Raw genomic sequence first — 17912 nt, forward strand, 5'->3', positions numbered from 1 at the left:
AAGCCAGCGCCGGGTGACTCCCGATAAGCTCGGCGGCATCGGTGACTGTCCGGTCGGGCTGTCAATCGAGGGTCACACTGCCCGGATATATCTGTGCCCCACCTGATGTACGGCGAGAAGCGATCTACGCTCAATCCAACAAAACGAGCCCAGCGGAGTAACAACATGGCGTTCTTCACCGCAGCCAGCAAAGCCGACTTCCAGCAACAACTGAAAGCGGCCCTGGCGCAGCACGTCGACGACAAGGGTCTGCCACAAGTGGCCCTGTTCGCCGAGCAGTTCTTCGGCTTCATCTCCCTCGACGAATTGACCCAGCGCAGGCTGTCCGACCTGGTCGGCTGCACGCTGTCTTCCTGGCGCCTGTTGGAACGCTTCGACCCCGCCCAGCCCATCGTGGCGGTGTACAACCCCGATTACGAAAAGCACGGCTGGCAGTCCACCCACACCGCCGTGCAGGTGCTGCACCCGGACCAGCCGTTCCTGGTCGACTCGGTGCGCATGGAACTGAATCGCCGCGGCTATAGCATCCACACCCTGCAGACCAACGTGCTCAGCGTGCGCCGCAACGCCAAGGGCGACCTGCTGGAAATCCTGCCCAAGAACAGCACCGGCAAGGATGTGCGCCAGGAATCGCTGATGTACCTGGAGATCGACCGCGTCTCCCAGGCCGGCGAGCTGCGCACCCTGGAAAAAGCCCTGCTGGACGTGCTCGGCGAAGTCCGCCTGGCGGTCGCCGACTTCCCGGCCATGCGCACCAAGGCCGAGGAGCTGCTGGCCTGGCTGGGCAAGTCCAAGGCCAAGGCCCGCGCCGAGGAAACCGCCGAAGTGCGCGCCTTCCTCGAGTGGCTGCTGGACAACCACTTCACCTTCCTCGGCTATGAAGAATTCACCGTGCAGGAGGAGGCCGACGGCGGCCACCTGGTGTACGACGAGAAGGCCTTCCTCGGCCTGACCAAACTGCTGCGCGCCGGCCTGAACAAGGATGACCTGCACATCGAGGACTACGCGGTCGCCTACCTGCGCGAGCCGGTGCTGCTGTCCTTCGCCAAGGCCTCGCAGCCCAGCCGTGTGCACCGCCCGGCCTACCCGGACTACGTATCGATCCGCGAGATCGACGCCAAGGGCAAGGTCGTCCGCGAGTTCCGCTTCCTCGGCCTGTACACCTCGGCGGTCTACGCCGAGAGCGTATTCGACATCCCGTTCATCCGCGGCAAGGTCGCGCAGGTGCTGAAGAACTCCGGCTTCGACAGCAAGGCGCACCTGGGCAAGGAGCTGGCGCAGATCCTCGAGGTGCTGCCGCGCGACGACCTGTTCCAGACCCCGGTGGACGAGCTGTACACCACCGCGATGTCCATCGTGCAGATCCAGGAGCGCAACAAGATTCGCCTGTTCCTGCGCAAGGACCCGTACGGCCGCTTCGCCTACTGCCTGGCCTATGTCCCGCGTGACATCTATTCCACCGAAACGCGGATGAAGATCCAGCAGGTGCTGATGGAGCGCCTGAAGGCCAGCGACTGCGAGTTCTGGACCTTCTTCTCCGAGTCCACCCTGGCCCGCGTGCAGTTCATCCTGCGTGTCGACCCGAAGAACCGCATCGACGTCGACGCCGCCCAGCTGGAGCAGGAAGCCATCCAGGCCTGCCGTTCCTGGCAGGACGACTACGCCGCGCTGGTGCTGGAAAACTTCGGCGAAGGGCAGGGCAACAACCTGCTGGAAGACTTCCCCAAGGGCTTCCCGGCCGGTTATCGCGAGCGCTTCGCCCCGCATTTCGCGGTGGTCGACCTGCAGCACCTGTCCAGCCTGTCCGACAGCCGCCCGCTGGTGATGAGCTTCTACCAGCCGCTGGCCCAGGGTGAGCAGCAACTGCACTGCAAGCTGTACCACGCCGACACGCCGCTGGCGCTGTCGGACGTCCTGCCGATCCTGGAGAACCTCGGCCTGCGGGTGCTCGGCGAGTTCCCCTACCGCCTGCGCCACACCAACGGCCGCGAGTACTGGATCCACGACTTCGCCTTCACCTACGCCGAAGGCCTGGACGTCAACATCCAGGAACTCAACGAAACCCTGCAGGACGCCTTCGTCCACATCGTCAACGGCGATGCCGAGAACGACGCCTTCAACCGCCTGGTGCTGACCGCCGGCCTGCCGTGGCGCGACGTGGCCCTGCTGCGCGCCTACGCCCGCTACCTCAAGCAGATCCGCCTGGGCTTCGACCTGGGCTACATCGCCAGCGCACTGAACGCCCACGTGGACATCGCCCGCGAACTGGTGCGCCTGTTCAAGACCCGCTTTTACCTGGCCCGCAAGCTCACCGCCGAGGACCTGGAAGACAAGCAGCTGAAGCTGGAGCAGGCCATCCTGGCGGCGCTGGACAACGTCCAGGTGCTCAACGAGGACCGCATCCTGCGGCGCTACCTCGACCTGATCAAGGCGACCCTGCGCACCAACTTCTACCAGCCGGACGCGGCCGGGCAGAACAAGAGCTACTTCAGCTTCAAGTTCAACCCCAAGGCCATCCCGGAAATCCCCCGTCCGACGCCGAAATTCGAGATCTTCGTCTACTGCCCGCGCGTGGAAGGCGTGCACCTGCGCTTCGGCGACGTGGCCCGTGGCGGCCTGCGCTGGTCCGATCGCGAGGAAGACTTCCGCACCGAAGTGCTGGGCCTGGTGAAGGCGCAGCAGGTGAAGAACGCGGTGATCGTGCCGACCGGCGCCAAGGGCGGCTTCATCCCGCGTCGCCTGCCGGTGGGCGGCAGCCGCGATGAAATCCAGGCCGAGGCCATCGCCTGCTACCGCATCTTCATCTCCGGCCTGCTGGACATCACCGACAACCTCAAGGAAGGCAAGGTCGTGCCGCCGGCCAACGTGGTCCGCCACGACGCCGACGACCCCTACCTGGTGGTGGCGGCGGACAAGGGCACCGCAACCTTCTCCGACATCGCCAACGGCATCTCCGCCGAGTACGACTTCTGGTTGGGCGACGCCTTCGCCTCCGGCGGCTCGGCCGGCTACGACCACAAGGGCATGGGCATCACCGCCCGTGGCGGCTGGGTTTCGGTGCAGCGCCACTTCCGCGAGCGCGGCATCGACGTGCAGAAGGACAGCGTGACCGTCATCGGCATCGGCGACATGGCCGGCGACGTGTTCGGCAACGGCCTGCTGATGTCCGACAAGCTGCAGATGGTGGCGGCCTTCAACCACCTGCACATCTTCCTCGACCCCAACCCGGACCCGGCGGCGAGCTTCGCCGAGCGCCAGCGCCTGTTCAACCTGCCGCGTTCCAGCTGGGCCGACTATGACGCCTCGCTGATCTCCGCGGGCGGCGGCATCTTCCTGCGCAGCGCCAAGAGCATCACCCTGACCCCGGAAGTGCGCGCGCGCTTCGACATCGACGCCGAGCGCCTGACCCCGACCGAGCTGATCCACGCGCTGCTCAAGGCGCCGGTGGACCTGCTGTGGAACGGCGGCATCGGCACCTACGTGAAGTCCAGCGATGAAACCCACGCCGACGTCGGCGACAAGGCCAACGATGGCCTGCGCGTGGATGGCCGTGAGCTGCGGGTGAAGGTGGTGGGCGAGGGCGGCAACCTCGGCATGACGCAACTGGCACGGGTCGAATTCGGCCTCAACGGCGGCGCCTGCAACACCGACTTCATCGACAACGCCGGTGGCGTGGACTGCTCCGACCACGAGGTGAACATCAAGATCCTGCTCAACGAGGTGGTGGCCGCCGGCGACATGACCAGCAAGCAGCGCAACAAGCTGCTGGCGGAAATGACCGACCAGGTGTCCGAACTGGTGCTGGGCAACAACTACAAGCAGACCCAGGCGCTGTCCCTGGCCGAGCGTCGCGCCCGCGAGCGCATCGCCGAGTACAAGCGCCTGATGAGCGATCTGGAAGCTCGCGGCAAGCTGGACCGTGCGCTGGAATTCCTGCCCACCGACGAGGCGCTGGCCGAACGCATCGCTGCCGGCCAGGGGCTGACCCGAGCCGAGCTGGCCGTGCTGATTTCCTACAGCAAGATCGATCTGAAGGAGCAACTGCTGGGCTCGCTGGTGCCGGACGACGACTACCTGACCCGCGACATGGAGACGGCCTTCCCGCAGACCCTGGTCGATACCTTCGGCTCGGCCATGCGCAAGCACCGCCTGAAGCGCGAGATCGTCAGCACGCAGATCGCCAACGACCTGATCAACCACATGGGCATCACCTTCGTGCAGCGCCTGAAGGAGTCCACCGGCATGACGCCGGCGAACGTGGCGGGTGCCTACGTGATCGTGCGCGATGTCTTCCACCTGCCGCATTGGTTCCGCCAGATCGAGGCGCTGGACTACCAGGTGCCGGCGGAAGTGCAGCTGACCCTGATGGACGAGCTGATGCGCCTGGGCCGCCGCGCGACCCGCTGGTTCCTGCGCAGCCGCCGCAACGAGCAGGACGCTGCTCGCGACGTGGCGCACTTCGGTCCGCGCATTGCCGCCCTGGGCCTGAAGCTCAACGAACTGCTCGAAGGCCCGACCCGCGAACTGTGGCAGGCACGCTACCAGGCCTACGTCGACGCGGGCGTGCCGGAGCTGCTGGCGCGCATGGTCGCGGGCACCAGTCACCTCTACACCCTCCTGCCGATCATCGAAGCGGCGGACGTCACCGGCCGCGACCCGGCCGATGTGGCCCGCGCCTACTTCGCCCTGGGCAGCGAGCTGGAACTGACCTGGTACCTGCAGCAGATCAGCTCCCTGCCGGTGGACAACAACTGGCAGGCGCTGGCCCGCGAAGCCTTCCGCGATGACCTGGACTGGCAGCAGCGAGCGATTACCGTGTCCGTGCTGCAGATGCTGGACGGCCCGGCGGAGATCGACGCGCGCGTGGCGCTCTGGCTGGAACAGCACGCCCCGATGGTCGCCCGCTGGCGCGCGATGCTCGCCGATCTGCGGGCGTCCACGAGCACCGACTACGCAATGTACGCCGTGGCCAACCGCGAACTGCTCGACCTGGCGCAGAGCAACCAGCCAGGAACCAACCCGGCCTGATGCTCAACGCCTGGCAAACCGTTTGATGCTCCAGCCCCGCCTCGTGCGGGGCTTTTTTTCGCCTGGATAAGCGGCCCCTGTAGGAGCGGGCCATGCCCGCGACGTGAGTCCCCGCGCACGGACCTCCCGCCGAGCACCCACGCAGGATGGTGCTGGATGCAGCGATGTCTACCGATCGGGGCTGGGGCGAATCGTGGGGCCAGTGTTCTCTTGAGAAAGCGGCAGAATTCAGTTCGCGAGCAAGCTCGCTCCTACAGCTCGCCCTTGGTCGAAGCTCTCTTTGTAGGAGCGAGCTTGCTCGCGAACAGCACGATAAGCGACCCATCGCCACGCTCGCTGGGCACGGGGCTGTATCGCTGGCCTTCAGAGGCAAAAGGGAAAACGCGTTCCGCCGCGAGGGGCTTAGCGGAGATGCTCTGCTTGTCCGGATACGGCGTGGATGTTCAGCTCCCGCTCCGCCCATCCTCATGCGGCTCGGTCAGCGCCCGGCGGTACTTGGCGTACAGCTCGTCGGACATGTTGCTGGCGCCCAGCATCTTCAGCGCGAAGGACTTCACTTGCTCATCGCTGTAGGGCTCCTGGTGCGGAGCCGGCTGACTGGCGCAGCCCACCAGCCACAGCGGCAGGGTCAGGGAGAGAAGGGCAAGGGCACGGTTCATGGTTTTCACACGCAGGCTGGTTCGGGATGCTGGTCAGGCTATCAACCGCTCGAGGCGAGCAGAAATCATCCCGTTCAATAGTGGTTATCGTTTCTGGCGACTTCGGACGCCTTTGTCCGTCAGAAAGTTCCCTGCCTGCGGTGTTTTACAGCGAATACGGATATGCTTTCCGGCTGTTCACTCTCTTCAGGATTACCCCATGAATGCGCAACTCGTCGAACTCCTCACGCTGATCAGCTCCGGCTGCCTGGGGGAAGAAGAGATCCAGCAGATCGCCGACGAGGCGTCCCAGGCCTACGCGGACCCCGCGGCCTTCCTCGCCGCCAATCCGGATATCAACTACGACGACAGCTTCCCGATCCCCCTGGGCGAGTGGGTGGTGGTCGGTAGCCTGCCGGAAATCGTGCTGTTCATGGGTGACAGCTACGAGGAGCTGTTCGGCGAGATCCGCGCCTCCTTCGATCCGAGCGTGAGCTTCGTCCTGCAGGCCAAGCAACTGCGCAAGGCCGAGCCGCTGGCGGCGCTGAATCGCATTCAGACCCAGCTCGGCGCGCTGTATCCGGAGAAGGGCGGCTACGTCCTGGTGGACTTCAGCGAGCCGCTGGATACCGAGCTGCAGTGCGTGCTGGTTTACCGCAACGACCTGGAACGCGTCATGGCGTTGTGCGTGGAGATTGGCATTCCAGCAGTGCCGGCGCTGCAAGCGGTACAGCAGGCGGATCAGGAATGACCTGGCGGCGCCTTGCTGAGCAGGGCGCCCAGGTCCACCAGTAGCTGCCCGCCAATGCAACGGCTGGGCAGCTCTCCCTGATCGATCCAGCCATGCACAATGCTTTGGCGATCCCCCAGACCGATCAACTGCGCAAAACGTTCGGGCGTCACGTAATAGCCACCTGCGCGCAAGTCCGGGGTGAATCCACTTCCCTCTTTCATGCTTCGTCCAGCACCATCCAGCCCCTCTAATCCACAGCTTTCGCCGTGGTCCGGATGATGAATCTATCCCAACTGTTAGGGCGTTTATCCGGACTTGAGCGGTCTCGGAAATGGACGACACATGATGAAGAAGCGTTTCCTGTTCACCGCAGGAGAAAGGCTACGAGCACTTCGCTCGTTGACAGGCCTGTCACGCCGCGCCTTTGCAGAAACAGTCGGCATGAAGCCCAAGGATGTGGAAAACATCGAGTACGGCAACCAGCGCATGCGCGACATGGATTTCCAGAAGGTCTGCAGCGTCTACCCGGATTTCAGCCGCTGGATCACCTACGAAGGCCCCATCGACCCGGCCGAAGTGAACTGGAAGGTCGAGGACTCCGCCCAGCGTGCGGCGGTTTATCTGGTCAAGAGCAATCCGCAGTTGCTGACCACCCTCGGCCTGACCCTGGAGCAGTGGCAGGCGCGGCACCAGGAGGTGCTGGAAAGTCTCGACCATGAAGAGCGTCGGCTGCGCGAGGACCCCGCCGACACGTGAAGGCGGCTCAGGCCGTGCCGCCGGTGCGACGCAGGTAGGCGATCACGTCGGGCGCGCCGGCTTCCCGCAGGCCCAGGCCGAAGGCATCCGATTGCGGATGGTCCCTGGGCAGCAGCAGGCTTTCCGGGGTCTCCGAATTGAACAGGCCGAAGCGCGCGTAGGGCATGCCGGTTTCCAGCAGCAGCTCCATGAACGCCGCTTCGCTCCAGGCCTTGGCCGGCATGGCGAGCATGTGGAAGTCCCGGGCCAGTTCGTCCAGCACGACGCTGTCCAGCGAAAAGCGCTGGATAGTCGCCGGCAGGATGATTTCCAGGCCGCGGCGCCTTGCATACACCACCGCGTTGGCCAGTTCGCAGGGGTGGTTGTCGTCGTCCCAGAACAGCCGCGCGCCGTGCCAGCCGGCGCTGCGCAACTGCAACGGCGCCTTGCGCTCGAAGCCGGGCAGGGCCACACCCAGCACCTTGGTGAAATCGTTGTAGCTGATGATCCGCACCTTGCGGCATTGCTCGCAGTTGGACAGCTCTTCCAGGCCAGCCAGCGGGCTGTCGAGCAGGCTGCGGCAGCACAGGCCGTCGATGCTGCGCACATCGACCGCCGGATGCGCCTCGCGGACGCTGGTCACCAGGCGCTTGAGCACCGCGTGGATACGTGCCTTGTCTTCCTGCACGGGGCCGGAGAGCGCGCCGCGCGGCAGGTCGATCAACCGATACAGCGGCGGGCCGGATTGCCAGCCGAGGCCGGCGGGCCAGTCGGGCAGGGGCTCGAAGGGCAGCGACAGGCTCCGGCTGCGTTCGGCGATATTCCGCCCCTCTGTCGCGCCGATGCCCAGACGTTGGGCAAGGGCTGCCAGCCGGCTGGTCACGCTGCGGGGGCGAGGTGGTTGACTCATGGACGACGCAAGGCTCCCGAAGGCTGGCTGGGCAGTGCAGGAAGCGCCGGGCCGGCGCGGCGAATTGCCCTAAGCATAGAAAACCCTGGCGCCGTTGGGCGCATGCGTTGTGGCAAAATTCTGTCCTTCATTTCCAGGAGGCCTCCATGGCGTGCGTTGTGCTGGATATTTCCCTGTCGGCGGATCGGCTTCAAGCGCTCTACCGCGGGCACGCCAACCGGGTCCAGGTGACCAGTCGCGACGGTCGGCAGGTCAATTTGCCGGCGCATCACCTGCGTCCATTCGTCACTCATTCCGGAGTGCACGGCAGCTTCGAGCTGGAATTCGACGATTCCGGGCGGCTGCTGGCGCTGCGTCGCCTCGCCTGAGCGAGGGCGGACTGGCTATAATAGCGCCCCATTTTGCCGACCGATGCCCGACCATGTACAGCCTGGCCCGCGAGCTCCTGTTCAAGCTCTCCCCGGAAACTTCCCATGAATTGTCCATCGACCTGATCGGCGCCGGTGGCCGCCTGGGCCTCAATGGCCTGCTGACGCAGGCACCGAAGAGCCTGCCAGTGAAGGTCATGGGCCTGGAATTCGCCAACCCGGTGGGCCTGGCGGCCGGCCTGGACAAGAACGGTGATGCCATCGATGGCTTCGCCCAGCTGGGCTTCGGCTTCGTCGAGATCGGCACCGTCACCCCGCGCCCCCAGCCGGGCAACCCCAAGCCACGCATCTTCCGCCTGCCGCAAGCCACCGCGATCATCAACCGCATGGGCTTCAACAACCACGGCGTCGATCACCTGATCGAGCGGGTTAAGGCGGCGAAATACAAGGGCGTGCTGGGCATCAACATCGGCAAGAACTTCGATACGCCGGTCGAGCGCGCGGTGGACGACTACCTGATTTGCCTGGACAAGGTCTACGCCCACGCCAGCTACGTCACGGTCAATGTCAGCTCGCCGAATACCCCCGGCCTGCGCAGCCTGCAGTTCGGCGATTCGCTCAAGCAATTGCTCGAAGCGCTGCGCCTGCGCCAGGAAGACCTGGCCGTGCAGCATGGCCGTCGTGTGCCGCTGGCGATCAAGATCGCCCCGGACATGAGCGACGAGGAGACCGCGATGGTCGCCGCGGCGCTGATCGACGCGGGCATGGACGCGGTGATAGCCACCAATACCACCCTCGGCCGCGAAGGCGTCGAGCACCTGCCGTTCGGTAACGAGGCGGGTGGTTTGTCGGGGGCTCCGGTGCGCGAGAAGAGCACCCACATCGTGAAGGTGCTGGCGGGTGAACTGGGCGGTCGCCTGCCCATCATCGCGGCTGGCGGTATCACCGAGGGCGCGCACGCGGCCGAGAAGATCGCCGCCGGCGCCAGCCTGGTGCAGATTTATTCGGGCTTCATCTACAAGGGCCCGGCGCTGATCCGCGAAGCGGTGGATGCCATTGCGGCAGCCCAGCGCGGGTAATACAGAAGGCAGAAATAAGTAGGGCTCCTTTCGGAGCCCTGGGGCTTGCGCCCTTTTCCGCCCGGATGGGGCGGCTTGGGGAAGTCGGGGGTGACCCTGGATTCAGCCTGTTGCGTGCTGCAATTGGTTCACTCGTTGAATACCGGCGGCGCCGGTCAAACCATCCCAGTTGTCGCCGCGGCCCTCACGCCAGCCGTTGAGCCAGGATTGCCGGGTGGTGGGATGGGTAAACGGACAGAGGTCGCGAGATTTTCCAGTAATGCCGTGCTGATAACCACGCAAAAAGGCTCTTTCCAACGGATCACGCTTAAGTCTTCTCATAGGGTATTGCCCTCACTTGTTGACTGTTATGTCCCGTTGGCCCCCCAGGGAGGCCGGGCGGAAATTTCCGCCAATGGGGCGCATTGCCGGCGTGACGCGCCCCGCCCGACACCGTTGCGGTGAAGGATTAACCCGAGTTCTATCGAAAGGTTCCGGGGCTGTGAATGACCAATTTGTCATAAGGACGTAACTCTTATGGGTTCAAGCCATAAGGTTCGTCGGGTTTGCAAAATGCCAGTACGGCATAACCCGCCAGGGGCGGGAGCTTGCCGAGGATCAAGAGGAATGTGTGTCTAATTGAGACCACCTCTCGTTCCGACGAGTGGGATGGCTTTCTGCGACGCGAGGCCGCAGGCCGGCGCGCCGACCCATCCCTGAAAATGACGATACGGGCCACCTTTGCGTTTGCGCGGATGAACAAAAGGTGGCCGACAAGGCCGTAAGCGGCTTTGCTGAAAGGGCTTGGGCCCAGGAACTATTTGCATGGCGGATTTGCACGATCTCTTCCTCACCTGCCCGAAAGGGCTCGACGGCCTGTTGCTGGAGGAAGCCCAGGCGCTCGGGCTGACCGAGGCGCGCGCCCAGGTTTCGGCCATTCGCGGCAAGGGCGACCTGGAGACGGCCTATCGCCTGTGCCTGTGGTCGCGTCTGGCCAACCGCGTGCTGCTGGTGTTGTCGCGCTTCCCGGTGAACAACGCGGAGGATCTCTACCTGGGCGTCAACGCCGTGCCCTGGAGCGACCACCTGGACGCCGGCGGCAGCCTGGCGGTGGAGTTCAGCGGCAAGGGCTCGGGCATCGACAATACCCACTTTGGCGCGCTGAAGGTGAAGGACGCCATCGTCGACAACCTGCGCGCGGAGTTCGGCAAGCGCCCGACGGTGGACAAGGTCAACCCGGATATCCGCGTGCACCTGCACCTGGATCGCGGCCAAGCCGTACTGTCTCTGGACCTTTCCGGCCATAGCCTGCACCAGCGGGGCTACCGCCTGCAGCAGGGCGCCGCGCCGCTGAAGGAAAACCTCGCGGCTGCCGTGCTGATCCGCGCCGGTTGGCCGAAGATCGCCGCTGAAGGCGGCGCATTGTCCGACCCAATGTGCGGCGTCGGCACCTTCCTCATCGAGGCTGGACTGATGGCAGCCGATATCGCGCCGAACCTCAAGCGCGAGCGCTGGGGCTTCAGCCACTGGCTGGGCCATGTGCCGGCCATCTGGAAGAAATTGATCGAGGAAGCCCAGCAGCGTGCAGAAATCGGCCTGGCGAAGACTCCGTTATGGATTCGTGGCTACGAGGCGGACCCGCGGCTGATCCAGCCGGCGCGCAACAACATCGAACGCTCCGGCCTGGCCGAGTGGGTGAAGATCTACCAGGGGGAGCTGGCCACCTTCGAGCCGCGCCCGGACAAGGGCCAGAAGGGGCTGATCATCTGCAACCCGCCCTACGGCGAGCGCCTGGGTGACGAAGCCAGCCTGCTGTACCTCTATCAGCACCTGGGCGAACGCCTGCGCCAGAGCTGCCTGGGCTGGAGCGCCGGCGTGTTCACCGGTGCACCCGAGCTGGGCAAGCGCATGGGCATCCGTAGCCACAAGCAGTACGCCTTCTTCAACGGCGCGCTGCCCTGCAAGCTGATCATGCTCGACGTGGAGCCGCGCCAGTTCGTGACCGGCGAGCGGGGTGAGCGCAGCGAAGCGACTGCCGCGCAGGGCCCAGCAGTGATCGAGCAGGCGCGCCTGAGCGAAGGCGGGCAGATGTTCGCCAACCGCCTGCAGAAGAACGTCAAGGCGCTGGGCAAGTGGGCGCGCAAGGAAAAGATCGAGTGCTACCGCGTGTATGACGCCGACATGCCCGAGTACGCCCTGGCCGTGGACCTTTACCGCGACTGGGCGCATGTGCAGGAATACGCGGCGCCCAAGTCCATCGATCCGGAGAAGGCGCAGACCCGTTTGCTCGACGCGCTCGCCGCGCTGCCGCAGGCGCTGGGCATTCCCACCGAGCGCATCGTGATCAAGCGCCGTGAACGCCAGACCGGCAAGAAGCAGTACGAGCGGCAGAACGCCGAAGGCCGCTTCATGGAGGTCGAGGAGGGCGGCGTGAAGCTGCTGGTCAACCTGACCGACTACCTGGATACCGGCCTGTTCCTCGACCACCGGCCGATCCGCCTGCGCATCCAGCGCGAGGCGGCAGGCAAGCGCTTCCTCAACCTGTTCTGCTACACCGCCACGGCCACCGTGCACGCCGCCAAGGGCGATGCGCGCAGCACCACCAGCGTCGACCTGTCCAAGACCTACCTGGACTGGGCACGGCGCAACCTGTCGCTCAATGGTTTCTCCGACAAGCAGCGCCTGGTGCAGAGCGACGTGATGGATTGGCTGCGCGAGGACCGCGGCGAGTACGACCTGGTGTTCATCGATCCGCCGACCTTCTCCAACTCCAAGCGCATGGAAGGGGTGTTCGACGTGCAGCGTGACCATGTCGAGCTGATCGACCTGGCCATGGCGCGCCTGGCCAAGGGCGGGGTCCTGTACTTCTCCAACAACTTCCGCAAGTTCGAGCTGGATGAAGGCCTGGCCGCGCGTTACCAGGTCGAGGAAATCAGCGCGCAGACGCTGGACCAGGATTTCGCCCGCAACAGCAAGATCCACCGCGCCTGGCGTATCACCGTACGCTGATGCCCGGGCGGCGTGCGGCCTTGGCCGCGCGTCGCGCCAAGGCTGGGCAAATGGCCATCGGCTGCTATAAAAACTGAGTACTCCTGAGAACGGGAAACTCCATGACTCAGTTGCCGGCCTACGAGCAGTTGCCCGCCGCTCAGGGAGTCGCCAGCCATAGGAAGGCCCTGCGTGCCGCCGCTGTGGTGCTGGTGGCGGGCCTTTTGCTGACGGCGCTGCTGGGCTGGAATGTCTGGCGCAATGCCCGCATGGCTCTGGAGCAGCAGTTCGTGCTCACCGCCAATGAGCGTATCGACCGGGTGCGCGAGCGGTTGTCGACGCAACTGAGCGAACTGGAGTCGATCCAGCGCTTTTTCGAGAACTCCCAGGACGTTTCCCGCGAGGAGTTCGAACACTTCGTCAGTCCGTTGCTCGGCGATACCTTGGGGTATGCCTGGCTGCCCCGTGTCGATCAGGGCCAGCGCGACGCATTCGAGGCTCGCGCCCATGCTGCCGGCATGCTCGACTACATGCTGTTCGAACTGGACCTGCAGGGGCGGCCGATTCCGGCACAGGTTCGCGAACGCTACTTTCCTGTCCTGTATGGCGCCTCCGAATACCTGGAGGAGATGCCCCTGGGGCTGGATCTCAACTCCACCCTGCCGGGGCGCGAGCTGACTCAGCGGGTGATGAAGACGCGCGCGGTGGCCGCCTCGATGCCGGTTGTGCTGCCCGGCGCACCACCGGCGGATTCCACCGGCCTGCTGCTGGCGGCCCCCCTCTATCGCAACAGCGCGATGTCCAGCCCGACGGCGGAGACGCGCGTCGGCATCCGGGGCATCCTGCTGGCGGCGATCAGCTACCGTCTGCTCATCGAGCAGGGCTCGCAAGTGCGGGGCGAGCAGTTGGCGCTGACCCTGCGCGATGCCGGCGATCCCCGCCCGGACGTGCCGCTTTACCGCAGCCCGGTGCTGGCGGACCAGACGGCAGGGCTGGTCTCGGAGCGCCACCTGCCGTTCGCCGGCCGCGACTATCTGGTGCGCGTCGAGCCTTCCAGCGACTTCCTCCGGCGCAACCAGGGGCATCCGCAATGGTGGGTGGTGTTTGCCGGCGGGCTGACCTCGCTCCTGCTGGCCGGCTACGTGCTGACGCTGCTCGGCCAGCGCCAGCGCGCCCTGCAGCTGGTGGCCGAGCGCACCGCCGAGCTGCGGGCGAACCAACTGGAACTGCAGGAGAACCAGGCGCGCCTGCACTTCGCCATGGATAGCGCGGGGCATGGCGTCTGGGACTGGAGCCTGGATACCGGCAACGTCTTCTATTCCCACGCCTGGAAGGCCATGCTCGGTTATCGCGACAGCGAGGTGGGCACGTTCACCGATGAGAGCCTGAGCCGCGTCCACCCGGACGACCAGGCGGCGCGCTGCGATGCGTTGCGCCGACACCTTCGCGGCGAATCCTCGCTGTACCAGAGCGAGCACCGGCTTCGCTGCAAGAGCGGGCGCTGGCTCTGGGTGCTCGATCGCGGGCAGGTGGTGGAGCGCGACAACAGCGGCGCGCCACGACGGATGATCGGCACCCAGACCGACATCAGCTCGCGCAAGGCGGCCGAGCTGGAGCTGGGCGAGGTGAACAGCCGTCTGCACGGCCTGCTCGATGCGGCGACCCAGGTGGCCATCGTCTCCACCGACCTGCGTGGTTTCGTGCGCAGTTTCAATGTGGGGGCCGAGCGCATGTTCGGCTACAGCGCCCATGAGGTGATCGGGCGGCCCGTGCCGGAAAATGTGTTCGTCAAGGACGAGATTCGCCGCCGTGCGCACGAACTGTCCAGCGTGCTCGGGCGCGAGATTCGCGGGTTCGACGTGGTCGGTGCGCTGGTGGGCGAGGGCCACGAAGAGCACGAGTGGACCTGTATCCGACGCGATGGCCGGCAACTGAAGATCAACCTGATCATCACCGGCGTCCGCGATTCGGCCGGCCATACGACGGGCTACCTGGGCATCGCCACCGACATCACCCGGCGCAAGGAGGCGGAGCTGGAGCTGCGGCGGCTGTCGGTCACCGATGCGCTCACCGGGATCCACAATCGCCGCTACTTCAAGGAGCAACTCGACCAGGCCATGGCGCGCTGCTCCCGTAGTGGCGAGCCGCTGTCCCTGGTGATGTTCGACATCGACCATTTCAAGAACATCAATGACCGCTTCGGCCACGAGGCCGGCGATGTCGTGCTGGTCACCTTGTGCCAGCGGATCGCGCAGCGTCTGCGCAAGGTCGATGTGTTCTGCCGCCTGGGCGGCGAGGAGCTGGTGGTGCTTTGCCCGGGCAGCACCGCGGACCAGGCCTGGCAATTGGCCGAGGCGTTGTGGCAGGCCCTGCGCAGCCAGCCGATGGAGGGGGTGGGGATCGTGACAGCGAGCTTCGGCGTGGCGTCCTGGCGCCCTGGAGAGAGTGCGGACGACCTGATGCGCAAGGTGGATAGGGCGGTCTACCGTGCCAAGCGACTCGGGCGTGATCGGCTGGAGAGGGTGGAAGCCTGATGCGAAAACCCCGGCCATCGGGCCGGGGTTCGCGTGGGTCAGTGCTTGGTGCTGTTGTAGAGGTCCAGCAACACCTGGTCCAGGATCGAGGACGCGCCCCACGGTCGGTTGCTGTTGAGGATCGCAACCACCACCCAGGTGCGGCCGTTGGCGTCGCGGCTGAAGCCGGCGAGGGCGCGCACGGTGTTGAGGGTACCGGTCTTCACGTGGGCTTCGCCGGCCATGGGCGTGCCACGCAGGCGTTTACGCATGGTGCCGTCTTTGGCCACGATCGGCAGCGAGGAAATGTATTCCGCGGCGTAGGGGCTGTGCCAGGCGGCTTGCAGCATGGCCGCCATCTCGCGGGCGCTGACGCGTTCGTCGCGGGACAGGCCCGAGCCGTTTTCCATCACCAGATGGCTCGCGGTGATGCCCTTGCGCGCCAGCCACTGGCGAATCACCCGCTGCGCAGCCTGGGCGTCGTCCGCGTCGGCGCCGTTGCGGTACTGGCGGCCGACCGAGAGGAACAGCTGGCGGGCCATGGTGTTGTTACTGTACTTGTTGATGTCGCGGATGATCTCCACCACGTCCGGCGACATCGCGCGGGCGACCAGGGTGGCGTTCTTCGGCACCGCGCCTTCGCGGTCCTTGCCGAGAATGCTGCCGCCCAGCTCCTGCCAGATGCCGCGCACGGCGCCAGCGGTGTATGCCGGGTGCTCGAGCAGCGACATGTAGGTCTGAGCGCTGCACCCCTGGGGAATCTGCCCGGTGGCGACCAGCGAGGTGCCGTCGAACTGGGTCACCGGGTTGAAGCGCAGTTTCGGCCAGGCCGGGCACGCTGCGGCCTTGCTCACCTGGATCTGGTTGTCGATACGAACGTTCGCCAGCGGCGGATCCATCAGCACAGTGGCCTTGCTGCCTTCGGTGCGGATCACCAGGCGCACGCTCTTCAGGTTGACCATCAGCGAGTCGGGGCCGACCAGGAAGGGCTTGTTGTCGTCGCCGCCGTCATCGTTGAACACCGGCAGCTGCGGAATGTTGAAGTAGCTGCGGTCCAGCACCAGATCACCCGTGACGGTGCGTACGCCATTGGCGCGCAGGTCGCGCATCATCAGCCAGAGCTTTTCCAGGTTCAGCTTCGGGTCGCCGCCGCCCTTGAGGTACAGGTTGCCGTTGAGGGTGCCGTCCTTGAGCTGGCCGTCGGTGTAGAACTCGGTCTGCCACTGGTAGGTCGGGCCGAGCATTTCCAGCGCGGCGTAGGTGGTGAACAGCTTCATGGTCGACGCCGGGTTCACCGAGACGTCGGAGTTGAAGTAGGTCGCGTTGCCGGGGCCTTCCAGCGGAATCATCACCAGCGACAGGGCATCGTCGTTGAGCTTGCTGGCCCGCAACGCCTTCTGGACGCGTTCGGGCAGGGTGGTGTTGATCTGGGCAACGGCTGGCAAGGCGAAGGGCAATAAGGTAGCGAGAGCGAGGACGCGCAGAGACTTGAACATAGAAAAGGTGACATCCCAGTGGTCGGGCATTGACTTGAAAAAATGAAAAGATGAAGCGCAACACTACAGATGAAATACTCCCTGTTGGACCGGGAGCTGCGGCACATTATGCCGCAAGCCGTTCCAGGATGCGCAGACCTTCGAATACCGATCGTCTCGGGAAAACCCTGCAGGACAGCGTTTGCGCAAGTTCTGGAGACGCAACTACATCGAATAGCGGATGCCGCTATTGAGGAGAGAGTCGGATGGCCACCCAACGTTCCCGTCGTTTACGCAAGAAGTTGTGTGTCGATGAATTCCAGGAGCTCGGATTCGAGTTGAGTTTCAACTACAAGCAGGGACAGAACGAGGAGACTATCGGCGCATTCATGCAGCGTTTCGCGGCCGACGCCGTCGAGCCGAATGATCTGGTTTACAGCGGTTGTGACGAGTACGGATTCATTTGCCTGGCGCGGCGCGGCTCAGTCACTGCGCAGCAGCGGGAGTGGGTCGAAGGGTGGTTGAAACAGCAGCCCGAACTGGCGCAGGCGACTGTCGGTCCGCTGGTCGATGCCTGGTACCCGGACCAGCCGGTCAATCCGCCGGGCCAGTGAGTTCAAGGCTCTCGTCCGCTTCCAGGACGCGCATCAGCGCCCATGGATCGAGCGGTTTGGGCAGGCACGCGAGCACGGGCAGGCCGCGCGCTCTGAGTGTCTGCAGCAGGGTGAGCAATTCTTCTTCGTCACGGCAGCTCAACAGGACTGCCTGACGAATGCTCCCCGCCTCGGCCAGCTCGCAGACCAGTTCGATGCCATCGGTGCCGGGTAGGTTGATGTCGCACAGCAGCAGATCGAACGGCTCGCTGCGACGCGCGCACTCCTCGCGTGCTTCGCTGGCATCCAGTGCTGGGGACAACCTGAAGAAACCCAGCCGGTTCAAGTGCATTTGCGCGGCGATCAGTTGGAAGGGGTGGTCTTCGACAACCAGAATGCTGAATTTATTATTTTGCACAGATGGGGCTCCAGGAAGTTGCAGGTCGCCATCGGGTGTTGCCAACTTTTCAACTCACCTGTGGCGCAAATTGCTTCTGTTGGGCCTTCGCGAATACTGAGTTAAGCCAATTCGCCGGTATGCGCTTGCTGGGTCTTCTGCTTTTTAACGCGTCAGTGGAAATTGTGCGCGGATTTGCTTTTCGGTTTTTACTTTCGTGTTTGTCAGTCTGGATTAATGATTGGCTAACTTGATTGCTGTTCGCGAGTCTCTTCGGTCCCAACTGTAGGGTTGCGATTTTCTCTACCTTGTGAATCGCCCCTAGTTTCGTAGACACCTCCAAGCCTCATAATGAGGCCCATCAGGAGGTGCCATGAGCAACCAGCGTTACCCCGAAGAATTCAAAATCGAAGCGGTCAGACAAGTTACCGAGCGCGGCCTGCGTGTAGCGGATGTGGCGGAGCGTTTGGGTGTGT

15 protein-coding genes are annotated in these 17912 nt (G+C 64.6%); 9 read left to right on the forward strand and 6 right to left on the reverse strand.

Going from position 1 to position 17912, the window contains the following annotated elements; genetic code table 11:
- Positions 1-165: 165 nt before the first annotated feature.
- Entirely contained in the window at positions 166-5028 is a 4863-nt protein-coding gene (locus ACNFIA_RS22195) for an NAD-glutamate dehydrogenase (protein WP_416788684.1), read from the forward strand.
- Between the two features lie 443 nt (positions 5029-5471).
- Here ACNFIA_RS22195 and ACNFIA_RS22200 read toward each other — a convergent pair whose 3' ends face one another.
- Entirely contained in the window at positions 5472-5687 is a 216-nt protein-coding gene (locus ACNFIA_RS22200) for a hypothetical protein (RefSeq protein WP_416788686.1), read from the reverse strand.
- Positions 5688-5886: 199 nt separating this feature from the next.
- Between ACNFIA_RS22200 and ACNFIA_RS22205 the strand changes: the two genes are divergently transcribed.
- Positions 5887-6417, forward strand: a complete 531-nt coding sequence (locus ACNFIA_RS22205) for a hypothetical protein (protein WP_416788689.1) — start codon at positions 5887-5889, stop codon at positions 6415-6417.
- Here ACNFIA_RS22205 and ACNFIA_RS22210 read toward each other — a convergent pair.
- Entirely contained in the window at positions 6408-6620 is a 213-nt protein-coding gene (locus ACNFIA_RS22210) for a helix-turn-helix domain-containing protein (RefSeq protein WP_259756225.1), read from the reverse strand. The two genes, ACNFIA_RS22205 and ACNFIA_RS22210, sit on opposite strands and share 10 nt — an antisense overlap.
- A 124-nt stretch (positions 6621-6744) precedes the next feature.
- Here ACNFIA_RS22210 and ACNFIA_RS22215 point away from each other — a divergent pair, with 124 nt between their 5' ends.
- Positions 6745-7155: a helix-turn-helix domain-containing protein gene (locus ACNFIA_RS22215; RefSeq protein ID WP_416788718.1), complete on the forward strand. Its 411-nt coding sequence runs from the start codon at positions 6745-6747 to the stop codon at positions 7153-7155.
- Positions 7156-7162: 7 nt separating this feature from the next.
- Here the strand turns inward: ACNFIA_RS22215 and ACNFIA_RS22220 are convergent, their stop codons facing one another.
- Positions 7163-8044 (reverse strand): DUF6685 family protein, encoded by an 882-nt coding sequence (locus tag ACNFIA_RS22220; protein ID WP_259756221.1) that lies wholly within the window; start codon positions 8042-8044, stop codon positions 7163-7165.
- 146 nt (positions 8045-8190) lie between these two features.
- Between ACNFIA_RS22220 and ACNFIA_RS22225 the strand changes: the two genes are divergently transcribed.
- The gene (locus tag ACNFIA_RS22225) at positions 8191-8412 is read left to right on the forward strand and encodes a DUF2835 domain-containing protein (protein WP_416788692.1); all 222 of its coding nucleotides are present in this window, start codon (positions 8191-8193) and stop codon (positions 8410-8412) included.
- A gap of 53 nt (positions 8413-8465) precedes the next feature.
- Positions 8466-9491: a quinone-dependent dihydroorotate dehydrogenase gene (locus ACNFIA_RS22230; RefSeq protein WP_259756217.1), complete on the forward strand. Its 1026-nt coding sequence runs from the start codon at positions 8466-8468 to the stop codon at positions 9489-9491.
- 102 nt (positions 9492-9593) lie between these two features.
- On the opposite strand, the gene rmf is transcribed toward ACNFIA_RS22230, so the two are convergent.
- Positions 9594-9812 carry a ribosome modulation factor gene (gene rmf, locus ACNFIA_RS22235; protein WP_081519407.1) on the reverse strand — a complete coding sequence of 73 codons (219 nt, stop codon included), beginning with the start codon at positions 9810-9812 and terminating at the stop codon, positions 9594-9596.
- 483 nt (positions 9813-10295) lie between these two features.
- Here rmf and rlmKL point away from each other — a divergent pair, with 483 nt between their 5' ends.
- Together rlmKL and ACNFIA_RS22245 are read left to right on the forward strand one after the other, a co-directional pair.
- Complete coding sequence (gene rlmKL, locus ACNFIA_RS22240) at positions 10296-12479, forward strand: bifunctional 23S rRNA (guanine(2069)-N(7))-methyltransferase RlmK/23S rRNA (guanine(2445)-N(2))-methyltransferase RlmL (protein WP_416788695.1); 2184 nt, start codon at positions 10296-10298, stop codon at positions 12477-12479.
- A gap of 101 nt (positions 12480-12580) precedes the next feature.
- Positions 12581-14992: a diguanylate cyclase gene (locus ACNFIA_RS22245; RefSeq protein ID WP_416788698.1), complete on the forward strand. Its 2412-nt coding sequence runs from the start codon at positions 12581-12583 to the stop codon at positions 14990-14992.
- Between the two features lie 38 nt (positions 14993-15030).
- Here ACNFIA_RS22245 and dacB read toward each other — a convergent pair whose 3' ends face one another.
- Positions 15031-16467 (reverse strand): D-alanyl-D-alanine carboxypeptidase/D-alanyl-D-alanine-endopeptidase, encoded by a 1437-nt coding sequence (gene dacB / locus ACNFIA_RS22250; protein ID WP_416788701.1) that lies wholly within the window; start codon positions 16465-16467, stop codon positions 15031-15033.
- Positions 16468-16712: 245 nt separating this feature from the next.
- Between dacB and ACNFIA_RS22255 the strand changes: the two genes are divergently transcribed.
- Positions 16713-17060 carry a YggL family protein gene (locus ACNFIA_RS22255; protein WP_416788703.1) on the forward strand — a complete coding sequence of 116 codons (348 nt, stop codon included), beginning with the start codon at positions 16713-16715 and terminating at the stop codon, positions 17058-17060.
- Here ACNFIA_RS22255 and ACNFIA_RS22260 read toward each other — a convergent pair.
- A complete protein-coding gene (locus tag ACNFIA_RS22260) occupies positions 17041-17457 on the reverse strand; it encodes a response regulator (RefSeq protein ID WP_416788706.1) in 417 nt (138 codons plus the stop codon). The two genes, ACNFIA_RS22255 and ACNFIA_RS22260, sit on opposite strands and share 20 nt — an antisense overlap.
- Positions 17458-17809: 352 nt before the next feature.
- Between ACNFIA_RS22260 and ACNFIA_RS22265 the strand changes: the two genes are divergently transcribed.
- The coding region (locus ACNFIA_RS22265) for a transposase (protein ID WP_416788720.1) at positions 17810-17912 on the forward strand (103 nt) is incomplete at its 3' end.

It is taken from the genome of Pseudomonas sp. NY15437, assembly GCF_048068435.1.
Lineage (GTDB): Bacteria > Pseudomonadota > Gammaproteobacteria > Pseudomonadales > Pseudomonadaceae > Pseudomonas > Pseudomonas nitroreducens_B.